Origin of the sequence: Polaromonas aquatica (genome assembly GCF_042659145.1) — a bacterium.
Classification (GTDB): Bacteria; Pseudomonadota; Gammaproteobacteria; order Burkholderiales; family Burkholderiaceae_C; genus Polaromonas; species Polaromonas aquatica.
Genome location: NZ_JBHSRS010000013.1, coordinates 340,893 through 364,886, shown reverse-complemented (window position 1 = coordinate 364,886; position 23,994 = coordinate 340,893). Strand labels below are relative to the sequence as shown.

Here is a 23,994-nt window from a genome sequence, read left to right as displayed (position 1 = left end):
CTAATCTTCATTGAAAGGTCTGGGCTTAGCTGTTGAGTTGGGCCCAGGCCTTTTCCAGCCGTTTCACGCTGACCGGCTGCGGTGTACGCAGCTCCTGCGCAAAAAAGCTCACGCGCAACTCCTCCAGCAACCAGCGGAACTCCTGCATGCGTGCATCTGTCGCACCTTTGCGTTCTGCCAGCAGGCGCCAATAACGCTGCTCCAGCGGCTTGAGTTCCGCCATGCGTGCGGTATCGCGGGCCGGATCGGTCCGCCATTTCTCCAGCCGCGCAGTGATCGCCTTGAGGTAGCGCGGGAAGTGTTGCAACTGGCCGTAAGGCGTGGCGGTTAAAAAGCGTTTTGGCACCAGCCGCTGCAGCTGCTGGGCCGCATCGGCTGCGGCCTCAGTGGCATTTTTAGTGTCCTTGATCTTGCGCTGGGCCACTGCAAACTCAAGCAGGATGCCCGCTGCCAGGCGCGCCACCTCAGTCGCAATCAAGGTCAGGCGGCCGCGCCCGTCGTCCACCCGTTTTTTGAATTCGGTCTCGGTCGTCGGTAAAGGGTCAAGCAAAAAGGCACGGTCCAGCGCCACTTCTAAAATCTGCCCGCGCAGCTCTTCCAGCGTACCGCCGCCGGAGTTGTCGGCTGCGCGGCCAACCAGCATGTAGGCTGTCGCCATTTTCTGCAGATCGGGCAGGTTTTTTTCGAGGTACTTGAGCGCGTCCCTGATCTGCAGCGAAAACAGCCGCCGCAGGCCGGCCCGGTGTTTGGCCGCTGCCACGTCGGGTTCGTCGAACACCTCTATGGTCACAGCATCGTCCAGGTCGATCAAGGCCGGAAAGCCGATCAGCGTTTGCGCACCCTTGCGGATTTCCATTAGCTCGGGCAACTCGCCAAAGCTCCAGTTCGTGTACCGCTGAGGTGTTTTTACTGCGTCAGGTGCTACTGTTTTAATAGCTGGGCGCGCGCTTTCTACCTGGGCCAGAGGCCTTTTTTGTCCTGAATTTGACGAAAAACTGGTATTTTCAGGGTTTGGCGGCGCAGAAACAGCCAGGTTTTTAAGTCCGGCAAGCGCCTGGAATGCACCTCGCGCCTGCGCGCCCAGCTCGCCCTTGAGGCCGCCGAGGTTGCGGCCCATGCCAAGCTGCCGACCGTGTTCGTCCACCACACGAAAGTTCATGAACAGGTGCGGCGGCAGCATGTCCAGCTTCATGTCGCCGCGCTTGATGTCCAGCGAGGTGGCATCGCGCACCAGCTTGAGCACGGCATCCGTCAGCGAGCCGCTGCCGAACACCTGGGGATCGTTCAGCAGGCCAGCCATGCGCGTTGCCGTCTCGGGCAATGGCACCAGCCGTGAACGCGGACGCTGGTGCAGCGTTTTGATCAGCGCCTGCACCTTGTCCTTGAGCATGCCGGGCACCAGCCACTCGCAGCGTTCTTCGTTGACCTGGTTCAGTGCAAACAAAGGCACATCAACCGTCATGCCGTCCTTTGCATCACCGGGCTCGTGGAGGTAGGTGACGAGGCAGTCCACGCCGCCCAGCCTCAGCGTTCTGGGGAAGGCCTGTGTGGTGATGCCGGCGGCTTCATGCCGCATCAGTTCTTCACGGCTCAGCAGCAAAAGTCTGGGCTGCTTTTTGACTTCTTCCCTGTACCAGTGCTCACAGCTCGCGCCACTGCAAACATCGGCGGGCAGTTGCTGGTCGTAAAAGGCGTAGATCAGTTCTTCGTCCACCAGCACATCCTGGCGGCGCGCCTTGTGTTCCAGATCCATCACCTGCTTGATCATTTTCTCGTTGGCGGCGAGGAATGGCAGCTTGGTGTCCCAGTTGCCGGCCACCAGCGCTTCACGGATAAAGACCTCGCGCGCCGCGACCGGATCGACCCTGCCAAAGTTGACGCGTCGCCCGTTGTAGATCGCCAGGCCATACAAGGTGGCGCGCTCCAGCGCCGTGACCTGCGCGGCCTTTTTCTCCCAGTGCGGGTCGAGCAACTGTTTTTTCAGCAGATGGCCGGCGACCTGCTCTATCCATTGCGGCTCAATGTTGGCGATGCCGCGGCCGAACAAGCGTGTGGTCTCGACCAGCTCGGCCGCCACAATCCAGCGGCCCGGTTTCTTGCTGAGTTTGGCGCCCGGGTGACGGTAAAACTTGATGCCGCGTGCACCCAGGTACCAGTCTTCCTCATCGCTTTTGCAGCCGATATTGCCAAGCAAACCGCAGAGCATGGACAGGTGCAGTTGCTCGTAGCTGGCGGGTTTGTCGTTCAGGTGCCAGCCCTGTTCGCCGACAACACTGTGCAACTGCGAGTGGATGTCGCGCCATTCGCGCACCCGGCGGATATTGACAAAGTTTTCGCGCAGCAGGTTTTCGTACTGGCGGTTGGTCAGCTTGTGAACGGCATCATGGCCGCCACGCGAGTCCCCTAGCCACTTCCACAACTTCAGGTAACTGCTGAATTCGCTTTTCTCGTCGTCAAACTTGGCATGCTGCTGGTCGGCCTGCGCCTGCTTGTCCATGGGCCGGTCGCGCACGTCCTGCACGCTCAGGGCGCTGGCAATCACCAGCACCTCATCCAGTGCCTGCCGGTCCTTGGCCTCCAGGATCATGCGGCCCACGCGCGGGTCCAGCGGCAGCTTGGCCAGCGTGCGGCCTACCGGCGTCAGTTCATTGTCATCGTCCACTGCACCGAGTTCGGCCAGCAACTGGTAGCCGTCTGCGATGGCGCGGCCCTGCGGTGGCTCGATGAAGGCAAAGCTTTCGATCGTACCGAGGTGCAGCGACTTCATGCGCAGGATCACGGAAGCCAGCGAGCTGCGCAGGATTTCGGGGTCGGTAAAACGCGAACGCCCATTGAAGTCCTGCTCGTCGTACAGGCGTATGCAGATACCGTCGGCGACCCGGCCGCAGCGTCCGGCGCGCTGGTTGGCCGCCGCCTGCGACACAGGCTCGACCATGAGCTGCTCCACCTTGCTCCTGAAACTGTAGCGCTTCACGCGCGCCGTACCTGCGTCAATGACGTAACGTATGCCCGGCACTGTGAGCGAGGTTTCGGCCACATTGGTGGCCAGCACAATACGGCGGCCGCTGTGGCCGTCAAAAATGCGGTCCTGCTCGGCCTGGGAAAGGCGTGCAAACAGCGGCAGCACTTCGGCATTGCGGTTCAGCGGCTGGTGTGCAAGGTGTTTGCGCAGGTGGTCAGCGGCTTCGCGAATCTCGCGCTCACCAGGCAGAAAAACCAGGATATCGCCAGCACTGTGCGGGCTCAGCCAGAGTTCATCGACCGCATCTGCAATCGCATCATTCAGGTCGTAATCACGGGATTCCTCATATGGCCGATAGCGCTGCTCCACCGGAAACATGCGGCCAGACACCATGATGACCGGCGCCAGCCCTTTGCTTGACGCAAAATAATCCGCAAACCGCTGCGCATCAATCGTCGCCGACGTGATCACGACCTTCAGGTCCGGCCGGCGCGGCAGCAACTGGCGCAGGTAGCCCAGCAAAAAGTCGATGTTCAGGCTGCGCTCGTGCGCCTCGTCAATGATGATGGTGTCATAGGCCAAGAGCTGCGGATCGGTCTGCGTCTCGGCCAGAAGGATACCGTCGGTCATGAGCTTGACGGAGGCGTCGCGGCTCAGCCGGTCCTGGAAACGCACCTTGTAGCCCACCACGTCGCCCAGCGGGGTTTTGAGCTCTTCGGCGATGCGTTTGGCCACGCTGGACGCCGCAATACGCCGCGGCTGGGTGTGGCCGATCAGCCGTCCGCGTTCGCCCGCCGGGTAATTGAGCTTGCCGCGCCCCATGGCCAGGGCGATTTTCGGCAACTGGGTGGTTTTGCCCGAGCCGGTTTCACCGCAAACAATGACGACCTGGTGCGCCTGCATGGCGGCCATGATCTCCTCGCGTTTGCCCGATACGGGCAGCGATTCCGGAAACTCGATCACCAGCCGTGACGGCACGGCTGGGGTGGATGGCGGTGGCAAAGGCGGTGACGACAATGAAGTACTGCTCAAAGCCCCTGATTATCGGTGTTCGGGACCGGTTTGTTGCCGCCTATGCCGATGCCAGCACGGGCAATTCAACAATTTCGCCGCTGGAATGGTCAAACCAGGCAAGCCGGCTCGCATAACTCATGGCCGTACGCGACATGCCGCGCGCCATGGCAATGGCGCTTGAACCGCGCATGGCCGGATTCGACACGATCATCACGCCGACCCCGATCTCCGCCACCCAGACCGTGTTGTCGCTCTCGAACCGGGCAACGTCCCGGCTGGTACCTAGCGATACCGATTTGCGCAAGCGCGCCTCCACCGAACGCGCCACATTGATCAGCCGCCCGCTTTCCCTGCAATTTCGCATGATGAGCAGGAAGCCATCATGGCCCAGCCGGCCCATGTCGACATGCGCCGGCACCGACCGCCGCAGGCGCCCCGCGCAGACAAAAAGCGCGCTGTTGACCGCAACTGCACCATGCAGCTTGTTCAGTGCGTACAGATTGGCGATGGTCAACACCATCACCCCCAGAGGCTCCTCAGGTTTATTGCGAAAACTCTTGAAAATCGCACCCACCATCTGGCCGGTTTCGGCATGCGAGCGCATGCGCGTAACCGGGTCATAACCCGGGCCATGGGCCATGACCTCATGCAACTCGATCAGATAGGCATAACGGGCCCACAGCACGTAGGCCAGGGTGGCAAGGTAAAGCGTGGCAGCCACGGCGCTTACCGCGTGCAGGGACCACAGCGCCTGCTGCCGGTTCAAGGCGATCCAGCCAAGGCCATCCAGCGCCACCAGCATGCAAAAAACACAAAGGACGGCAGTCCAGGCCAGCCGCACACCACGCAAGGCGCTGCGCAAACACACGCCCAGTCCTGCAAGCCCAAGCAGGCAGGCCATGCCAATGCTGAGCGTCAGGGATTGCAGCGGCGGCAGCCACCAGCCCGCCATCATGATGCAGGCGCACCATGCGCCAAGCCCCCACATGGCGCGCTGCTGTTTCGCGCGTGAACGAAGAATGCCGAGAAGCGCCAGCAACTGGTAGGCCAGCATGCCCGAGACGGTCGTCGCCAGATGGGCCAGGAAACGCGCCAGCGCATCGGCGTTTGAGATGGGCAAGGCACCCAGGAATGCCAGCACAAAAAAGGCTGACGCCAGGCCCGTCAGCGCAGCATTGAGCGATATCCGGTGCAATGAGCGCACGAACGCCAGCCCGGCGCCCGCCAGAATCAGTGCAGTCGTGCCAAAAAAGCAGCCCCATAAGCCAATTGCCAATTTTTCCATCGACGCTGAAGATACCCGTCTCTGCGCAATCAGGCAACCCGCAAGGGGCTGATAGCCGGACACCCTGTATCCCGGGCGACACGGCGCCGCGTGCCTTACACTCATTTCCGTTGACTGGCAGTCCTCCTGGACGCAGCCGTGCCCCGCCTTCACTGCCATTTGCCAACCTTAACCTTTTGCTCCAACCGACCCCGAAAGCGCGCCCATGTCCGCCGTCTTCAATTTCACTTTTGTGCCCTGGTTCCGCTCGGTGGCGCCCTACATCCACATGCACCGCGGCAAGACCTTTGTCGTCGGCATTGCCGGCGAGGCGATTGCCGCCGGCAAGCTGCAGCACATTGCGCAGGACCTGGCGCTGATCCAGAGCATGGGCGTGAAGATCGTGCTGGTCCATGGTTTCAGGCCGCAGGTCAACGAGCAGCTCAAGGCCAAGGGCCATGCGGCCAAGTATTCGCATGGCATGCGCATCACGGACGAGATTGCGCTCGACTGCGCCCAGGAGGCCGCAGGCCAACTGCGCTACGAAATCGAGGCGGCCTTCAGCCAGGGCCTGCCCAACACGCCCATGGCCGGTGCCACGGTGCGCATGATTTCCGGCAATTTCATCACCGCGCGGCCAGTCGGCATACTGGACGGCGTCGATTTCAAGCACTCAGGCATGGTGCGCAAGGTCGATGCGGCCGCCATCATGCAGACGCTGGACCTTGGCGCCATGGTGCTGCTGTCGCCGTTTGGTTTTTCGCCGACAGGTGAGGCTTTCAACCTGACCATGGAAGAAGTCGCCACCTCGGTGGCGATTGCCATGCAGGCCGACAAGCTGATCTTTTTGAGCGAGATCCCCGGCATTCGCATCCATCCCGACCAGCCTGAGAGCGAAGACAACCCCATAGACACAGAACTGCCGCTGGCCGCCGCAGAAAAACTGCTGGCCACCCTGACCCCCGGCGAACGCCCGACGGACACCGCGTTTTACCTGCAGCACTGCGTCAAGGCCTGCAAAGCCGGCGTGGAACGCAGCCACATCCTGCCGTTTGCAGTAGACGGCTCACTGCTGCTGGAGGTCTACGTGCATGACGGCATAGGCACCATGGTGGTGGACGAGAAACTGGAGAGCCTGCGTGAAGCGACGCACGACGACGTCGGTGGCATTTTGCAGCTCATAGAGCCCTTCGAAAAAGACGGCACCCTGGTCAAGCGCAGCCGCACCGAAATCGAACGCGATGCGGACCACTACACCGTGGTCGAACACGACGGCGTGATCTTTGCCTGCGCCGCGCTTTACCCCTATCCTGAAGCCAAAACGGCGGAGATGGCCGCCTTGACGGTGTCCCCGCAAAGCCAGGGCCAGGGCGATGGCGAAAAAGTCCTGAAACGCATAGAGCAACGCGCCCGCGCCGCCGGCCTGCAAAGCATTTTTGTCTTGACCACCCGCACCATGCACTGGTTTATCAAGCGCGGTTTTGTACAGGTCGACCCGGAGTGGCTGCCCGAGGCCCGCAAACGCAAGTACAACTGGGACCGCAAAAGCCAGGTGCTGGTCAAAAAGCTCAATTGACCTGCGCTCGATTCTTTCTGGGCCTTATGCCATAAGGGGCTTGTGCAGCAGTTTGCTGCGCTGGCGTATCGGTTTTTCGAAATATCGTTCGCTGAGCAATGCAAGACAAAAAGAGACAAACACCACAACAGCCGTCAGCAGCAAGCGAGCCGGCATGGGCCACTCCCCGGGATCTGGAATACCCAGACGGGGGGAAACCACAAACGCAAGGCCAAAAAAAATAACTGGATGCAACAGGTACACGCCGTAGGTCGCATCGCCAAAGTGCCGCGCAACACCGGCCGTCGTTTTCGTCAAGTCCAGCCGGCTCGCCAGGCTCACCAAGGTAAAACACAAACTGCACAGCAGGATGCCGCGCCAGCCCGTAAGCTCGTCTCCTTGCCGTACCGGATTGACCGCAAACATCAGCGCAAACCCTGCAACCAGGCCAATCAGGCCCAGACGTTCAAAGGGTAAAGCCTTTAACGCGCCCCTGCGCTTTGCGGCCCCCAAGAGGCAACCTCCCATAAAGTACGCCGCAAAAGCAGGGGCTTGATGGTAAGCCTCAGCATTTGAAAAATAGCCGCTCGGCGCACCGATCGTCAAAGCAATCCACGTGATCTGCAAGGCAAGAAGGGCACCAAAAACACCCCATGCAATCCAGCGCGATCGCAAACTCCAAACCAGGAATGGAAACAGCAGATAAAAAATCACCTCGATGCCTAGCGACCACCCCCCCACCAGTACCGCATGCGTTGACGGGTTGTAGAACCCGAACAAAAGAGACGCATTAAGCAAATAGGCCACCCACAAATCAGCAGTTGCACCGTCCTTCAGCAGTTTCCAGGGCAACACAAGCAGCATCAGCGCCAGATACAACGGTGCCAGCCTGAGATAGCGGACCCACATAAAACTGGTGAAGGAAAACCGGTTTTCGGCAATCCGGTCTATGTAGGTGTAAGCAAGACTTGCTCCTGATAGTACAAAAAAGAGATACACCCCATAACTGCCGAATGTATGAATATCTATCACCTTCTGCCACATAAGCAGGTGATAACCCGCCACAGCAATCGCGCACAGTCCCCTTAGCAAGTCCCAGCCAAGCACACGATCCACTGATTTCATAAAGAGTCGAGCATTAAAGTATCCGGGCGATACAGCCATTGTGCATATTCATCAGCCAGTTGCTGGCTGGCCGCTGTGGCCGCGCTCCAGGCCTTCACCCTCGCCTGCACATCCGCGCCGTAGCGCGTGAAGTCCGTTCGGTCCGGCAGCTTGCCGTTGGGCAAAGTCTTGACCCATAGCGGATCGGGCGCGAGCAGCACCATGTTGTCCAGAAAATGTGTAGCCTTGTGCCGCCACTTCAGTCCTTTGTCCAGCCAGCCGGGCACCACGGCTTTCTGGAAGTGGGGATAAAGGACCAGTCCGGCCCCCGGCCGCTCTCCGGGGCTTGAATTTATGCCATTTTGGCCCGTAGCCGGCGTTCCATGAGCGCAGCCCGCTATCAAATTGGAAGCATAGTTCAGATGCAGGTGGTAGTCGGTGATGCCGCCGTCCCAGTAGGCACCAGGCGGCGCGCCGGGAATGTTGTGTACGGAACGCAGCACAAAGGGAATGGAGCAGCTGGCCTGCAGTGCCGGGTTGAAGTTGGCCTCATTCAGGTGAACCTGCCGTGTGCGGTAGTCGCCAGTAGCAAATGGCAATGCCGTTTCCGGCGTTGAAAACACCACGCGCTCCAGCCACCCGCCCATGGCCTTGCGGTGCAGGCTGTTGGCAAGGAATACCCCAAGATAGCCGAGCGGCGTAGCCAGCCTGTGCTCGCGGCCCAGCATGTGACGGCCGCGCGAGGTGACGATGTGCAGGCGGTAGCGCGGGTGTTGCAGCACCTCCCGCACCCTGCCGCCGTAGAAATCCTTCAGGCTCCGGCCAAACTGCTCACTCACAAAATCGGCAGTCGGGCGTTTCTGGCCGGGTTGCAGCTCGTAGTGCTGGTGGATGTAATCGTGTTCCAGCCGCCTGAAAGCGGTGACGGGGTCGTTCAGGCAGGCCGTCGCCATTCGCCAGGCCCCTATGGACGCGCCTACAAGATGCACGGGGTGCGTGGTTGGCGCCAGCCAGTCGCCAAAAATAAAGCGGTCCAGCGGGCCGAGGATCAAACCCTTGGGGCCGCCCGCCGCACCGGGGACCACACCAACGTCTGTTGGCTGCAAGCCATTCTTCTCAATGTGCGCCCTGGCTCTGGGGCCTGCGTAAATGCGTAGGGCTTGCATGAAAAAGAGCGGCCGGAGGGTTTCGCTTTATTTTTTCAGCGCGGCCAGCTTGCTGAACGCCGACTCCATGGCGGTAGAGGCCGCAGGCTGCGGCGCTCCGCGCCCGCCATAGCTGTCGCCCCTGCCCCCCCGATTCTGGTTATGACCGGGACGGGCACCTTCAAAACGGTTGTCACGTGGCGCATCCCGACGCGCTGGCGCGTCACCCAGCTTCATGGTCAGGCCTATGCGTTTGCGCGCCACGTCCACCTCGGTCACGCGTACCTTGACAATGTCGCCGGTCTTGACGACCTCGCGTGCATCATTGGTGAACTTGTGGCTGAGCTGGCTCACATGCACCAGGCCGTCCTGGTGCACGCCGATGTCCACAAACGCGCCAAAGGCCGCAACGTTGCTGACCGTGCCTTCCAGCGTCATGCCTTCCTTCAAGTCCTTGATGTCTTCCACACCGTCATTGAAGCGTGCCACCTTGAAGTCGGGGCGTGGGTCACGGCCCGGCTTTTCCAGCTCGGCAATGATGTCCTTGACCGTGATCACGCCGAACTTCTCATTGGCAAACAGCTCGGGTTTCAGGGTTTTGAGCATCTCGGCTCGCCCCATCAACTCGGCCACCGGTCTGCCGGTGTGCACCATGATCTGCTCGACCACGGGATAGGTTTCAGGATGCACGCCCGTCATGTCCAGCGGATTGCTGCTGGCGCGCAGGCGCAAAAAGCCCGCGCTTTGCTCAAAGGTCTTGGCGCCCAGGCCGGTCACCTTGAGCAGGTCGGCGCGGCTGGCAAACGCGCCATTGGCATCACGCCAGCGCACCACCGACTTGGCAACGGTATTGCTCAGGCCCGAGACGCGCGCCAACAAGGGCACGCTGGCGGTGTTCAGGTCCACACCCACGCTGTTCACGCAATCCTCGACCACGGTGTCCAGGCTGCGCGCCAGGTCGCTCTGGTTCACGTCGTGCTGGTATTGGCCCACGCCAATCGATTTCGGATCTATCTTGACAAGCTCGGCGAGTGGGTCCTGCAGGCGGCGCGCGATGCTGGCCGCGCCGCGCAGGCTCACGTCCACGTCGGGCATTTCCTGCGAAGCGAACTCGCTGGCCGAGTAGACAGAGGCGCCGGCCTCGCTGACCACGACTTTTTCAATCGCCTGCTCGACCTTGGCCATCAGCTTGATGAGGTCAGCCGCCAGTTTGTCGGTCTCGCGGCTGGCAGTGCCGTTGCCGATGGCGATCAGGTTCACACCATGCTTTTCGCAAAGTTTGGCCAGCGTGTGGATGGAACCATCCCAGTCCTTGCGCGGCTCGTGCGGGTAGACCGTGGCGGTTTCCACCAGTTTGCCCGTGGCGTCGACCACAGCCACTTTCACGCCGGTACGAATGCCCGGGTCCAGGCCCATCACCACGCGCGGGCCGGCGGGCGCCGCCAGCAGCAGGTCGCGCAGGTTGTCGGCAAACACCTTGATGGCGACTTTTTCGGCTTCTTCGCGCAGGCGGGTGAAAAGGTCGCGCTCCAGCGACAGGCTGAGCTTGACTCTCCAGGTCCAGGCCACGCTTTTACGGATCAGGTCATCCGCCGGCCGGGCTTTGTGGCTCCAGCCCAGGTGCAGCGCAATCTTTCCCTCCGCGATGCTTGGCTTGCCGGGCTCGGCCAGCTCGGGCAGCACCAGCTTGGCGTCCAGGATTTCCAGCCCGCGGCCGCGGAACACCGCCAGCGCGCGGTGCGAAGGCACACGGCCAATCGGCTCGTCATAGTCAAAGTAGTCACGGAATTTCGCGTTGTCGGCGTTGTTCTCGTCCTTGCCGCTGACAAGCTTGGAGGAGAACAGGCCTTCGCTCCAGAGCCAGTTGCGCAGCGACTGCACCAGCGCGGCATCTTCCGCCCAGCGTTCACTCAAAATATCGCGCACGCCGTCCAGCACAGCCTGCACCGTGGTGAAGTCGTCGCCACTTTCATTCTTTTCTGCCTTGACATAAGCCACGGCTTCATCGGCGGGCACCAGCGACGGATCGGCAAACAGCCTGTCGGCCAGCGGCTCGATGCCGGCTTCACGCGCGATCTGGCCTTTGGTGCGGCGTTTGGGCTTGAAGGGCAAGTACAGGTCTTCCAGGTCCTGCTTGGTGGCCGCCAGGTCGATGGCGCCGCGCAGCTCGGGCGTGAGTTTGCCCTGCTCTTCAATGCTTTTCAGAACTGCCTCGCGGCGCTCTTCGAGCTCGCGCAGGTAGCCCAGCCGGTATTCAAGTTCTCGCAACTGGATATCGTCCAGCCCGCCCGTGGCTTCCTTGCGATAACGGGCAATAAACGGCACGGTGGCGCCGCCATCCAGCAGTTCTACCGCTGTTTTGACCTGATGCTCCTGGACTTTGATTTCTGCCGCGATCTGGCGGATGATTTTTTGCATAGTGGCGTAAAACGGAAAAAACGGAGGCTTGGACAGGCCCACAAAGGCCTGTGAAAACAATTCAGCGACCAACGCAAAACGGGGCGTCTTGCGCAAACCGACGCTGCGGGGAGGCATTGTCCCACAGCCAAATCCCCGGCCTGACCCGACAATTGGGCAGTCCAAAACCCGCAATTCGAGGAGCCCTGCATGCGCGCAAGAACCATTTTCCTGATTGTCTGCATCGTACTGGTGGCAGCCTTTGCAGCCCTCAACGTGGACGAATTCACGCGCTCCAGCGTGCTCAGCCTGGGCTTCACGACCATCCAGGTCCCCCTCGGCATGGTCATGCTGCTGTTGCTGGTGATTGCCACCGTGGTCTTTCTTGCATCAACGCTGTACATGCAAAGCGCCAACCTGATCGAAACCCGCAAGTACGCACGTGAGCTGAATGCCCAGCGCGAGCTGGCCGACAAGGCCGAGGCCTCGCGATTTACCGAGTTGCGCAATTACCTTGAAGCACAATCGACCGCTACATTACAGCGCGAGGCTGCCAATGCCACGGTGCTCGCCGAACGCCTGGCGCAAACCCAGGCCGCATTGGTACAGCGGCTGGAGCAGTCCGACAACGCAACCGCGGCCTATATGGGCCAGCTTGAAGACCGGCTGGATCGAAACATCGGCCTTGCCAATCCCCGTTAACCGGCCGGCCTTCTTACGCGCCATGTAAGAAACACTTCGGGACCGCGACTAAAGGCAAACGGGAACGACAAAAGCACAAGCTGAGGAGTGTTTTGGCGTTTTCGAGCCCAACCGCCCTTGCCTCCCGGAGATGATGCCATGCCGCTGTCCGCCAACTTCTTTGCTACAAAATTCATAGCTATCGGCGCTCTGTTTGCGGTCACCGCAAGCGCATTTTCACAACAAAACCAGTGCGCCGTCACATCCGGCCCCACTATCACGCCTGTAGTTGAGCTGTACACCTCCGAAGGCTGCAGCTCCTGCCCACCCGCCGACAAATGGGCCTCGTCACTCAAGGACAAAGGCATCGTGGTGCAGGCATTCCATGTCGGTTACTGGGACTACATCGGCTGGGTGGACCGCTTTGCCGCACCGGCCTACACCGCTCGCCAACGCGACATCGCCACAAGGAACAAGCTGCGCAGCATCTACACACCACAAGCCGTACTCAATGGCAAAGACTGGCCCAACTGGGGCAGCCAGCCCGCAGGCAGGGAGCCGGCACACCTCAGCATTGCCTTGAAACAAATCGGCACCGACCAGTTTGAAGCCAGCGTAACACCCGTGGCTGCACAAGCGGCATCGCCGTCATGGTCGGCCTACTGGACCATTACCGAACACGGCCACAACTCCCGGGTGCAGGCCGGCGAAAATGCGGGGGAATTCCTCAAACACGATTTTGTAGTGCGCCAGTACACCCCTGCAGGCGAATATAAAACCAGCGATGCGGCCTCGCAAAAACTCGGCTTTCGCAGCATCGCCTCCACGCCCGGCCATGCACGCCAGGTCAATCTGGTCGTGTTCGACACCAAAACCGGCCAGACACTGCAGGCCGTGAGCCTTCAATGCCCGGTATAGCCGGGCCTGGCCGCACTCCACGACGCCGCAGCGCGCACTTCAGGGTTTTCTCTGTTTCAGTGCAAGGCGTAAAACTTCCAGAAAACTCTGGCAGGCCGACGACAGCGAGCGCCCCTTTTTTGTCACGATAAAGATGTCGCGCGACACGCGAGGCGACTCCAATGTCTTCGTGACCAGCTCACTGTAATGTGAATAGGTCGCATAGGCCGAAGGCATGATGGACGGCCCCATGCCGCTGGCCGTCATCCAAAGCCCGGTAGAGAGAAAAGAGATTTCATTGACCACCTGCAGGCTCACCCCCGCATTGGCAGCCGCCACATCCACCAGCTGGCGTACACCATAGCCCGGCCGCCCCGCGATCACACGATGGCCTTCCAGATGGCTCCAGCGCAAGGTCTTGATGCCTGCCAGCGGATGGTCCGGCTGGCACACAAGGCAGAGCCGGTCACGCATCAGGGTCTGCAGTTCCAGTTCACCGCCAGCGCGCTCGGGCGTGCCGATGCCGAAGTCCACATGCTCGCCCAGCACGCGTGACGAAAACTGCTCCGGTGCGCAATCATCCACCACCACCTGTACCTCCGGGTGCAATGCACTGAAGCGGCGGATCGCGTCCGGCAGCAGCATGCCGGCCAGTGTCGGCGTAATCGCAAAACACACACGGCCGCGGCGCAGCACACTCAGGTCGCCAAAAGCCGCGCCCAGCGAGTCCACATCCCGCAAGATACGTTCCGCCACCACCGATGCGTCGTGGGCGGCCTGCGTCGGCTGCAGCGAGCGCGTCGTCCGGTCAAACAGGCGGGCCTGCAGCCCTTCTTCGAGCTGGCGTATCAGCACGCTGATGGCGGACTGGGTCACAAACAACTGGGACGCCGCCGCACCCAGCTTGCGCAGGCGATACACCGCCAGAAAAGCACGGAGCTGCCGTACGGTGGGCGAGAAGTTTTTATTCATGAATAAAAATTATAAATAGTCTATAAATTTTCGATTTACAAAACAATAAAGATGACCTCCAATGCGACTGGAATGACGGCAGCCCGCTACGGCGGATAGAAGATTTCAAACCGCAGGAGACAACACCTTGAGCATCACCGCACCACGCGCCTACAAGCGCATAGCCACCGAAGAAGCCTGGGCCACGCCCGAACTTATCCAGCATTACGTCAGGATTCTCGATACCGGGTCACTCAACGACCCCGGCTTTTACAGCCTGTGGGGCTTTTTTGGCAAGAGCCAGACTCCACGTGCACTCGACCTGTTCAACCGCATACAGGACATGGGTGAGCGCCGTCTCGCCGACATGGACGATACCGGCATCGACATGCAATTGCTGCTGCTCACGGCCCCCGGCGTACAGATTTTTGATGCGGCAACGGCCACCGCACTGGCCACATCGACCAACGACCAGCTGGCTGAAGCCATTCGCCGGCACCCCACCCGCTTTGCCGGCCTGGCAGCCGTGGCCCCGCAGGCGCCGCAGGCCGCAGCAAAGGAACTGGAGCGCAGCGTGAACCGGCTCGGCCTCAAAGGTGTGGTGATCAATTCGCACATCCAGGGGGAATACCTCGACGACGAAAAGTTCTGGGACATCTTTGCGGCCGCCGAGGCGCTGGATGTGCCGGTCTACATTCACCCGAATACGCCATCGCCGCAGATGATCCAGCCCTTTCTGTCCCGCTGCCTGGATGCCGCCATTTACGGCTTTGCGGCCGAAACCGGCCTGCACGCACTTCGCCTTATCCTGAGCGGGGTATTTGACCGCTTTCCAAAACTCAGGATCGTGCTGGGTCACCTCGGCGAGGGGCTTCCCTATTGGCTTTACCGCATCGACTTCATGCATGCGGGCATCGTGCGGTCCAACCGCAGCGAGGGCGTGAAGCCACTGAAGAAAAAACCCAGCGACTACCTGCGAGAGAATTTCTACTACACCAACAGCGGCATGGCCTGGGAGCCGCCTGTCAGTTATGTGCAAAAGCTCATGGGCCATGACCGCGTGATGTATGCCATGGATTACCCCTACCAGTACGTGGCCGAGGAAGTCACCGCCATGGACAACCTGCCTTTGAGCGACGAACACAAGAAGATGTTTTTCCAGACCAATGCCGAGGCGCTGTTCAAGCTTTGACCGGCCTATAAAAAAGGGCAGCGACACCATGAAACTTATCCGACTCTGGTTGACGACTCTTTGTTTTGCATGCGCAAGCAGCCATGCCAATGCGCAGGCGACCACCCCATGGCCGGCCAAACCCATCCGCCTGGTGGTGACTTTTCCGGCAGGAGGCAGCAGCGATGCTGCGGCCCGCATTGTTGCGCCCAGGCTGGCCGAACACCTGGGCCAGCCGGTGGTGATAGACAATCGCCCCGGCGCGGGTGGCGGGCTGGGATTGGGACTGGTGGCCAAAGCGCCAGCAGATGGTTACACCATCGTGCTGGCATCGGCCGGCGGGCTCACGGCCAATCCGGCGCTGTATCCCAACCTTGCCTACAACCCCGGGCGTGATTTCGCCCCCATCACCCTGTTTGGCACCAGCCCATTCGTGCTTGTAGCCAACCCGGCGCTGCCGGCCAACAATGCGAAGGAACTGGTGGCACTGGCCAGGGCACAGGTCGGCAAGCTCAGCTATGCCTCTGGCGGCAGCGGTACCGCCATGCACCTGTCGGGCGAGTTGCTCAAGTCGATGACGGGCAGCTATATCCTGCATATACCGTATCGCGGCAGCGCACCTGCCGTGATGGCAGTCATGTCAGGAGAGACCTCGCTGGCGATCGCGGATATCGCATCCATCCAGCCGCAACTCAAGTCGGGCCGGCTGAAGGTGATAGGCATCATGGGCAAGGAGCGTTCGACACTCGCGCCCGACATGCCAACGCTGGCCGAAAGCGGCGTTCCCGGCTATGAGGCGTCCGGCTGGTTCGCAATCCTTGCGCCCGCGGGCACGCCAAAAGCCATCATTGCCCGCCTGAATACAGAAATCACGGCGGTACTGCGCCTGCCCGAAATCCGTGAGCGCTTCGCCGCTGCGGCCCTGGAACCACTGACAAGCACGCCGGAGCAACTGGGCGAACTGATGAAAACCGAAACCGTCAAATGGGCAGCTGTCATCAGGCAATCAGGCGCCAAGGTGGACTAGCACCGTTTAACGCAAATCAGGCTAATCCTAACGGTGTGAATTCAAGGCAGGGCAAACCTGCAAATAATGCCGGGTTATGCCTGTAGGGATAAATGGAGACGGGAAACGCCGGTGGCGGGCTTTCATTCATACTAGGACGTGTCATCATCGATTTTCCACCCTGCCCTACGCGCCCATGACCAAAACCTCGACCGACAAAGCCAAAATCAAGTTTTTACTGCTGGAGGGCATCCACCCTTCCGCCATCAAGGTGCTCCAGGCAGCCGGTTATACGCAGATTGAAAGCCTGTCCGGTGCGTTGCCTGACGATGAGCTCAAAGCCAGGATTGCCGACGCGCATTTTGTCGGCATACGATCACGCACCCAACTGACGGCTGATGTGTTTGCCCACGCCTCAAAACTTGTGGCCGTAGGCTGCTTTTGCATAGGTACCAACCAGGTGGACCTGAACGCAGCGCGCGAGCGCGGCATCGCCGTTTTCAACGCGCCGTTTTCCAACACCCGCTCGGTCGCCGAACTGGTGCTGGCCGAGGCGATCCTGCTGCTGCGCGGCGTGCCCGAGAAAAGCGCAGTGGCGCATCGCGGCGGCTGGCTCAAGTCGGCCGACAACGCCTATGAAATTCGCGGCAAGACCCTGGGCATCGTCGGTTATGGCTCCATAGGCACGCAGCTGTCGGTGCTGGCCGAGGCGCTGGGCATGCAGGTGGTGTTTTTTGACGTGGTGACCAAGCTGCCCCTGGGCAATGCCCGCCAGGTGCCGGTGCTCAACGATTTGCTGGCCCAGTCCGACGTGGTCAGCCTGCACGTGCCTGAAACCCAGGCCACGCAATGGATGATAGGCAAGGAGCAACTCGCCGCCATGAAGCCGGGCAGCGTGCTCATCAATGCCTCACGCGGCACGGTGGTCGAGATTGATCCGCTGGCCGAAGCCCTGCGCGGAAAAAAACTGCTGGGTGCGGCGATTGACGTCTTCCCGGTGGAGCCTCGCAGCAACAAGGACACGTTCGAGTCACCCCTGCGCGGCCTGGACAACGTGATCTTGACGCCGCACGTGGGCGGCTCGACCATGGAAGCCCAGGAAAACATAGGCATAGAAGTCGCCGAAAAGCTGGTGAAGTACAGCGACAACGGTACCTCGACCTCATCCGTCAACTTCCCCGAGGTGGCGCTGCCGGCCCACCCGGGCAAACACCGTTTGCTGCACATTCACCGCAATGTGCCCGGCGTGCTGTCGGAAATCAACAAGGTTTTTGGCGTCAACCACATCAACATCGCCTCGCAGTACCTGCAGACCAACGAGGCTATCGGTTATGTAGTGATAGACATTGATGCGGCCCACTCCGACGTCGCGCTGGCCAAACTCGCTGAGGTGCCTGGCACCATCCGCAGCCGCGTCCTGTTTTAGTTCATATCCATGGGGTAGCTCGAGTCCGTTGCCAGCACAAATGAAAACCGCCAGCACAAAAGTCCGCTACGGAGCCCTGTCGATAGGGCTTCACTGGTTCATGCTGCTTCTGCTCGTGGCGGTGTATGCCTGCATGCTGTTCAGCAGCAGCTTCCCCAAAGGCAGCGATACCCGGGCCGAGCTCAAGACATGGCACTACATGCTGGGCCTGTCCGTTTTTGTCCTGGCCTGGATCCGCCTTGCGATCAACCTGGGCAGCCAGACACCGCCTATTGAACCCGCCCCACCAGCCTGGCAGGACTGGCTCGCCAAACTGGTAAAGATCGCGTTTTATATCCTGATGATTGGCCTGCCCGTAGCCGGCTGGCTGACGCTCAGCGCCAAGGGGCAGCCGATTCCGTTTTTTGGGCTGCAATTGCCTGCATTGATGGCAGAAAACAAAAATGCCGCCGGCTGGCTCAAGGACATCCATGAAACCGGGGCCACAGCGGGTTATTTCCTGCTGGGCCTGCATGCTGCCGCGGCCTTGTTTCACCACTACGTCGTACGCGACAACACCCTGCGCCGCATGCTGCCGGGCCGGTCGACGTAAGTCCTCCGGAAAACCAGGTCGTGCCCGGGAGCCCGGGCACCGTTCGGCCACGGTGCGCTGCGACCAATTCAGCGCAGCCGCTTACAGACACAGCCTTTGGTTTCGCATATCCTGTCTGGACTGGCAGACAGAAAGTATGGTTTTTTGGCACCGCAAGGTTTTGTTAAGGAAATGCATGGGCGCTTTCACGCTGGAACACAGCCGGACCGCTTATGGCGCAGACATTGCGCTATACGGCAGCGCGGTACTGGCATTGGCTGCGTTCCTGTTGCTGGCAAGCCCGCACTCGCAGTGGCTGGAAACAGCGGCCGTCACTGCAGCGGGCCTGGCTAGCTGGAGCATGATCGAGTATGTATTGCACCGCTTCATACTGCATGGCCTGCAGCCCTTCAAGAGGTGGCATGCGGAACACCACCACCGGCCAACGGCGCTGATTTTCACGCCTACCATCCTGAGCGCCACGCTCATTGCCGCACTGGTTTTTCTGCCGGCGCTGATGCTGGGCAATGTGTGGCGGGCCTGCGCACTGACGCTGGGTGTATTGATGGGCTACCTGGCCTACACAGTCACGCACCATGCCACACACCACTGGCGCGCCGGGAACGGCTGGCTGAGGAAGCGCAAACAATGGCATGCGCTGCATCACCACCAGGTTGAGCGGGCAGGCTATTACGGCGTGACCAGCGGCTTCTGGGACCGCGTGTTTGGCAGCGACAGGCCGGCCGGCACATCGACGGACGGTTCGACGAACCGTTGACGGCGCGGTATAAACGCAGGGATTGGGGACGATAAAAGCGCCTGAACCGCAAGGAGACTCAATTTTGGATGCAACCCAACCCGATGCCCCCGGCCTGAGCAATGCCGAACTGGTGCAGCTTCACATTCGTGTGATCGCGCTGGAAAACCTGGTCATCGCCCTGCTCGCCAATGCATCTGAATCCCAATTGGCCCAGGCGCGCGAAATGGCCACCTATATTTCGCCAAGACCGGGCTTTACACCGCACCCGCTGACCATAGGCGCGGCCGCCGAGATGCTGCACCTGGTTGACCGGGCCGGCCATTTCCGCGATCCTCCGCAGGCGTGATCCAACCCCAACATCCCGCGAAAAAGAACAAACCAGACCATCTCACCACACCATGCACACCACCACCCTCCTGCTCTTTTGCCTGGTTGCACTCGTTGCCATTGCAACCCCGGGCCCCACTGTTTTGCTGGCCTTGTCCAATGGCGCACATTACGGCCTGCGCCGTTCGTTGCCGGGCATGCTGGGCGCGGTGTTGTCGGACTTTTTCCTGGTCGGTGCGGTGGCGCTCGGGCTGGGCGCACTGCTGGCGGCCTCGGAGTTCTGGTTTTCAATGTTGAAGTGGGTGGGCGCCATCTACCTCGCCTGGCTGGGCTTGCGCCTGCTGCGCTCGCGAGGCGGGTTCGAGCTGCCGGCCAACGCGGCGGGCAAGGCGCAAGGCAGCAGCCGCGCGATTTTTTTGAAGTCTTTCCTGGTGGCGGTCACCAACCCCAAGGGCTATTTGTTTTGCTCCGCCCTGCTGCCGCAATTCATTGACCCGGCCGCAGCGCAAGCGCCACAGTACCTCACGATAGGCATCGCGTTTGCGGGCCTGGATTTTGCCGTGATGCTGGTTTATGCCTTTATAGGCGCACGTGCGATCCGCCTGCTCAAGGCCTCCGCCACGCGCTGGATGGACCGCCTGTGCGGCGGCGCCCTGCTGGCGCTGGCAGGCTCTTTGGCCTTTTACCGCCGGGCCAATAGCTGAGCGTCTACCAAACCGCCCCGCCTTTCGCTATCAAATATATAGCTTGCTGCGCGCATCCTGAGCCGGCCGCAGGCACTTTTCATGATTATTTGGCAGGCACCTGCAAGCCAAGCAGGTTGGCCAGCGCTTCGGTGGGCATGGCGCCCTCCTGCGTCACAAGCGCGCCTGTACGAGCATGCGTACCCACAATCGTCGGGATGGATGCGAAACCAAAACTGGTTAACAGGGCCGTATTTTTGGCGACGGCTGCTTTCTGCGCATCGGTGTCGCTGCGGGCGCTGATGCCGCCGCCCTTGGACATCATGGAGGCTTCGTGCTCATCCATCGCGGCGGCAGGATCGGCTGCGGCCAGTAGCGCAGCGCCCTGCGAGGTGCTGGCGCCGTTCAGGATGCCGACGGGAATCCAGACAAACTTGGCCTGCGACTTCAGCGGCTTGGCCGCGTACCAGAGCGCGCTGCAGTGCGGGCACTGGGAATCAAAAAACACATAGACGGTGCGTGCGCTCATGGGCGCGCCGACAACAAAGCCGGTGGCATCGGCCGCAATCGCGGCGACAGAGACCGGCACAGACGCGGCCTTGGCCGAAGCGGCTGGGGAAGAATCGTTGCAACCGGAGATCAAAAGGCTGGCGGCAAGCAATGCGGCGGAAAGGAATTTGATGGTCATGGTGATGAAACGGTAAAAGCGATAAAAGTGGTAAGGCCAAGAATAGCCTAGAGGTATCAGCCCTGCTTGACGTACACCTTCTCACCGGAGAAAACCTGACAAAAGGCAGGGAAAGCGCCATCAATGGTCATCCCGGCAGACCGGCTTAATGAAAATCCCGGCTCGACGTGCCCAGCCGCCCCAGCAGCGGCGTCAGGTCTTCCAGCCGCTGCGCCACCAGGTTGCGCACCGCGCCATAACCCTTGAGCGTGCCGCTTTCCTCGCTGCGCTGCCACACACCGTACACCGCCAGCAGGCGTGCATGCAGCACTTCGGCGCGCTGCTGCTCACGCAAGGACTTCCAGACAATCACATTGACCGGGCCGGTCTCGTCTTCAATCGTGACAAAGATAGTGCCTTTGGCGGTTTGCGGCTGCTGGCGCACGGTGACGATGCCGCAGGCTGCGACTTCCTCGCCATCGGGCAATACATTCAACTCGGCCGCGCTGAGCAAGCCTTTTTTGGCCAGGCGCGGCCTGAGCAAGGCCAGCGGGTGGCGCCGCAAGGTCAGGCCGGTGGCCTTGTAATCGAACAAAATGTTTTCGCCTTCGGGTGTGTCGGGCAATTCAAGTGCGGTCTCGTGCGTGGGAACGGACCTGAGCAGCAGCGGCGCGGGTTTGATGGCGGAGGCCTCCCACACCTGCTGGCGCCGGTGACCGGCCAGCGGCTGCAAGGCGTCGGCGGCGGCCAGGGCGTTGACCTCCTGCGTGCCGAGCTGGGCACGCGACACCAGGTCTTCGGTGGACGTGAAAGCCGCCTCTGCGCGTGCCGCCACCAGCCGCAGCGCAGCGGCTTCACGCAGGCCTGTGACCAGGCGCAAGCCCAGGCGCACCGCTGGCTGGGCCTTGCTCCGTTCGGGCTGAGCCTGTCGAAGCCTTGCCTGCGTCACGGCGGAGAACCCTTCGACAGGCTCAGGGCGAACGGAGGGTTCTTCCAGCGTGCAGTCCCATTCACTGCACATCACATCGACGGCGCGCACCTCGACGTCGTGTTTGCGTGCGTCCTGCACCAGTTGCGAGGGCGAATAAAAGCCCATGGGCTGGGAGTTGAGCATGGCCGCCAGGAAACAGGCCGGTTCATGACACTTGAGCCAGCTGCTCACATAGACCAGCTTGGCAAAACTGGCGGCATGGCTTTCGGGGAAGCCGTAGTCGCCAAAACCCAAAATCTGCTTGAAGATGCGCTCCGAAAACTCGGCGCTGTAGCCGTTGCCGACCATGGCGTTCACCAGCCGGTCATGAAAACGCCCTACCCCGCCCTCGCGTTTCCAGGCCGCCATGGAGCGGCGCAAATCGTCGGCCTCGCCCGGCGTGAAATCGGCGGCAATCATGGCGATCTGCATAACCTGCTCCTGGAAGATGGGAATGCCCAGGGTGCGTTCCAGCGCCGGATTGAGTGCCGGGTATTCGGGCTCGACTGTGCCGGTACGTTTAAAAATCTCTCGATTCTTGAGGTAGGGGTGGACCATGCCGCCCTGGATAGGCCCCGGCCGCACGATGGCGACCTCCACCACCAGGTCGTAATAACTGCGCGGCTTGAGGCGCGGCAGCATGGACATCTGCGCCCGGCTCTCGATCTGGAACACGCCCACGGTGTCGGCCGCGCAAATCATGTCGTAAGTTTCCTTGCACTTCAGGGGAATCGTGTGCATCTCATACTGGCTGCCGCGTGTCTGGTTCACCAGCGCCAGGCAGCGGCGAATCGCCGACAACATGCCCAGCGCCAGCACATCCACCTTGAGCAGGCCCATCGCTTCCAGGTCGCGCTTTTCCCACTGGATGATGCGGCGCGCCTCCATGGACGCCGGCTGCACCGGCACCAGCCGCGTCAGCTTGCCCTGCGTCAGCACAAAACCGCCGACATGCTGGCTCAGGTGACGCGGAAAGCCTATCAGTTGCGCCGCCAGGTCCAGCCACTGCATGAACGGGCCGCTTTCTGCGCCCAGGCCGGCTTCGGCTATTTTTGCCGCCAGTGCTTCGCGGCCGTCAAACCAGAAATGCTCTTTGGCAAACCGTTCTATCAAATCGGGCGCCACCCCCAACGCTTTGCCGACATCGCGAATCGCGCTACGCGGCCGGTAGCGGATCACGGTGGCAGCCAAGGCGGCGTGGTCGTGGCCGTATTTTTGGTAGATGTACTGGATCACCTCCTCGCGCCGCTCATGCTCGAAATCCACGTCGATATCTGGCGGTTCGCTGCGCTCGCGGCTGATAAAACGCTCAAACAGCAGTTTGCTTTCTGTCGGGTTGACGGCCGTTACACCCAGGCAATAACAGACCACCGAATTGGCCGCCGAGCCGCGCCCCTGGCAAAGAATCTTCTGCTCATTGGCAAACCGCACGATGTCATGCACGGTGATGAAAAACATCTCGTAGCCAAGCTCTTCAATCAGCGCCAGTTCAAACGCAAGCTGCACCCTGATTTTCCGGGGAATGCGGCGCGAATAGCGGTTTTGGGCCCCTTGCCAGGTCAGCCGCCTGAGCCACCGTGCGGGCGTTTCCGCGGGCGGCACCATGTCGTCCCGGGGGTAGCTGTACAGCTTGCGAATCTCGTCCAGGTTAAAGCTGCAACGCGCCGCCACCTCCTGCGTGGCACGCAGCAGCGCCGCCGGGTAAATGTCGGCCAGCCGCATGCGCGGCCGCAGGTGCGCCTCGGCATTGGCCTGCAGCGCAAAGCCGCATTCATGCACGGATTTACCCAGCTTGATGGCCGTCATCACGTCGTGCAACGGCTTGCGCGAGCGTTTGTGCATCAGCACATTTCCTGCCGCAACCAGTTGCATGCCGGTGCGTTCGGCCACCGCCTGCAACTGCTGCAGGCGCAGCGCATCGTCCAGGCCTTGCAGCAATTCGACGGCCAGCCAGGCATTCAAGCCAAAAAGGCCTTTAGCCCAGACGGCATGAGCGCAAAGCGCTTCTGTATTGATAGCATCGGACAAGGGTGAGAGCAGGACCTCACAATCCGCCAGCGTTGAGAAATCCGTTTCGCCCAACGCCACGCGGTAACTGCCTTTCTCCATGACGTCTCCTGCCTGCCTGGCGATGCTGATGAACTCGCACAGGTTGCCCCAGCCCACAGCGTTGTGCGGCAGCACGACCATGCGAAAGGCATGCTCAGCCTGCACCAGAAACTCGGCCCCCGGCAGCAGCTTGAGGCCAAGCTTTTTGCTCACCAGATGTGCCCGCACCACGCCGGCTACCGAGCACTCGTCGGTAATCGCCAGCGCCTTGTAGCCCAGCCCGAAAGCGCGCTCGGCTAACTCCTCTGCATGCGATGCGCCGCGCTGGAAGCTGAAGTTGCTCAGCGCATGCAGCTCGGCATAGTCGGGAAGCAGGTAGGCAGACATACACAGC

18 protein-coding genes are annotated in these 23,994 nt (G+C 61.0%); 10 read left to right on the top strand and 8 right to left on the bottom strand.

What is annotated here, in order from left to right:
* Positions 1-25: 25 nt before the first annotated feature.
* Both hrpA and ACFQND_RS05855 read right to left on the bottom strand, forming a co-directional pair.
* Positions 26-3,874 carry an ATP-dependent RNA helicase HrpA gene (gene hrpA, locus ACFQND_RS05860; RefSeq protein WP_371435768.1) on the bottom strand — a complete coding sequence of 1,283 codons (3,849 nt, stop codon included), beginning with the start codon at positions 3,872-3,874 and terminating at the stop codon, positions 26-28.
* Between the two features lie 160 nt (positions 3,875-4,034).
* Positions 4,035-5,261 (bottom strand): diguanylate cyclase domain-containing protein, encoded by a 1,227-nt coding sequence (locus ACFQND_RS05855; RefSeq protein WP_371435720.1) that lies wholly within the window; start codon positions 5,259-5,261, stop codon positions 4,035-4,037.
* A 205-nt stretch (positions 5,262-5,466) separates the two neighbouring features.
* Here ACFQND_RS05855 and argA point away from each other — a divergent pair, with 205 nt between their 5' ends.
* Complete coding sequence (argA, locus tag ACFQND_RS05850) at positions 5,467-6,816, top strand: amino-acid N-acetyltransferase (protein WP_371435719.1); 1,350 nt, start codon at positions 5,467-5,469, stop codon at positions 6,814-6,816.
* A 24-nt stretch (positions 6,817-6,840) separates the two neighbouring features.
* Here the strand turns inward: argA and ACFQND_RS05845 are convergent, their stop codons facing one another.
* From ACFQND_RS05845 to ACFQND_RS05835, 3 genes are read right to left on the bottom strand one after another with little or no spacing between them, the layout of a single operon-like run.
* Positions 6,841-7,920, bottom strand: a complete 1,080-nt coding sequence (locus tag ACFQND_RS05845; protein ID WP_371435718.1) for an acyltransferase family protein — start codon at positions 7,918-7,920, stop codon at positions 6,841-6,843.
* On the bottom strand, positions 7,917-9,065 hold the full coding sequence (locus ACFQND_RS05840; RefSeq protein ID WP_371435717.1) for a phospholipase: 1,149 nt from the start codon (positions 9,063-9,065) through the stop codon (positions 7,917-7,919). The genes ACFQND_RS05845 and ACFQND_RS05840 overlap by 4 nt, the downstream gene beginning before the upstream one ends.
* Positions 9,066-9,092: 27 nt before the next feature.
* On the bottom strand, positions 9,093-11,462 hold the full coding sequence (locus ACFQND_RS05835; protein ID WP_371435716.1) for a Tex family protein: 2,370 nt from the start codon (positions 11,460-11,462) through the stop codon (positions 9,093-9,095).
* 189 nt (positions 11,463-11,651) lie between these two features.
* Here ACFQND_RS05835 and ACFQND_RS05830 point away from each other — a divergent pair, with 189 nt between their 5' ends.
* On the top strand, positions 11,652-12,143 hold the full coding sequence (locus ACFQND_RS05830) for a hypothetical protein (RefSeq protein WP_371435715.1): 492 nt from the start codon (positions 11,652-11,654) through the stop codon (positions 12,141-12,143).
* 138 nt (positions 12,144-12,281) lie between these two features.
* Positions 12,282-13,040 (top strand): DUF1223 domain-containing protein, encoded by a 759-nt coding sequence (locus tag ACFQND_RS05825; RefSeq protein ID WP_371435714.1) that lies wholly within the window; start codon positions 12,282-12,284, stop codon positions 13,038-13,040.
* Positions 13,041-13,079: 39 nt separating this feature from the next.
* On the opposite strand, the gene ACFQND_RS05820 is transcribed toward ACFQND_RS05825, so the two are convergent.
* Entirely contained in the window at positions 13,080-13,991 is a 912-nt protein-coding gene (locus ACFQND_RS05820) for a LysR family transcriptional regulator (protein WP_371435713.1), read from the bottom strand.
* 127 nt (positions 13,992-14,118) lie between these two features.
* Here ACFQND_RS05820 and ACFQND_RS05815 point away from each other — a divergent pair, with 127 nt between their 5' ends.
* From ACFQND_RS05815 to ACFQND_RS05785, 7 genes are all read left to right on the top strand, one after another.
* Positions 14,119-15,162, top strand: a complete 1,044-nt coding sequence (locus tag ACFQND_RS05815; protein WP_371435712.1) for an amidohydrolase family protein — start codon at positions 14,119-14,121, stop codon at positions 15,160-15,162.
* A 28-nt stretch (positions 15,163-15,190) separates the two neighbouring features.
* Complete coding sequence (locus ACFQND_RS05810; RefSeq protein ID WP_371435711.1) at positions 15,191-16,168, top strand: tripartite tricarboxylate transporter substrate binding protein; 978 nt, start codon at positions 15,191-15,193, stop codon at positions 16,166-16,168.
* Between the two features lie 175 nt (positions 16,169-16,343).
* The gene (serA, locus tag ACFQND_RS05805) at positions 16,344-17,573 is read left to right on the top strand and encodes a phosphoglycerate dehydrogenase (protein ID WP_371435710.1); all 1,230 of its coding nucleotides are present in this window, start codon (positions 16,344-16,346) and stop codon (positions 17,571-17,573) included.
* A gap of 40 nt (positions 17,574-17,613) precedes the next feature.
* Complete coding sequence (locus tag ACFQND_RS05800; protein ID WP_371435709.1) at positions 17,614-18,165, top strand: cytochrome b; 552 nt, start codon at positions 17,614-17,616, stop codon at positions 18,163-18,165.
* 175 nt (positions 18,166-18,340) lie between these two features.
* Complete coding sequence (locus ACFQND_RS05795) at positions 18,341-18,922, top strand: sterol desaturase family protein (RefSeq protein WP_371435708.1); 582 nt, start codon at positions 18,341-18,343, stop codon at positions 18,920-18,922.
* A 64-nt stretch (positions 18,923-18,986) separates the two neighbouring features.
* The gene (locus ACFQND_RS05790) at positions 18,987-19,250 is read left to right on the top strand and encodes a hypothetical protein (protein ID WP_371435707.1); all 264 of its coding nucleotides are present in this window, start codon (positions 18,987-18,989) and stop codon (positions 19,248-19,250) included.
* A gap of 52 nt (positions 19,251-19,302) precedes the next feature.
* Positions 19,303-19,935 carry a LysE family translocator gene (locus tag ACFQND_RS05785; RefSeq protein ID WP_371435706.1) on the top strand — a complete coding sequence of 211 codons (633 nt, stop codon included), beginning with the start codon at positions 19,303-19,305 and terminating at the stop codon, positions 19,933-19,935.
* Positions 19,936-20,020: 85 nt separating this feature from the next.
* On the opposite strand, the gene ACFQND_RS05780 is transcribed toward ACFQND_RS05785, so the two are convergent.
* Both ACFQND_RS05780 and ACFQND_RS05775 read right to left on the bottom strand, forming a co-directional pair.
* On the bottom strand, positions 20,021-20,602 hold the full coding sequence (locus tag ACFQND_RS05780; protein WP_371435705.1) for a thioredoxin fold domain-containing protein: 582 nt from the start codon (positions 20,600-20,602) through the stop codon (positions 20,021-20,023).
* A 145-nt stretch (positions 20,603-20,747) separates the two neighbouring features.
* Positions 20,748-23,987, bottom strand: coding sequence for an error-prone DNA polymerase (locus tag ACFQND_RS05775; protein WP_371435704.1), 3,240 nt, complete (start codon positions 23,985-23,987; stop codon positions 20,748-20,750).
* Between the last annotated feature and the right edge of the window lie 7 nt (positions 23,988-23,994).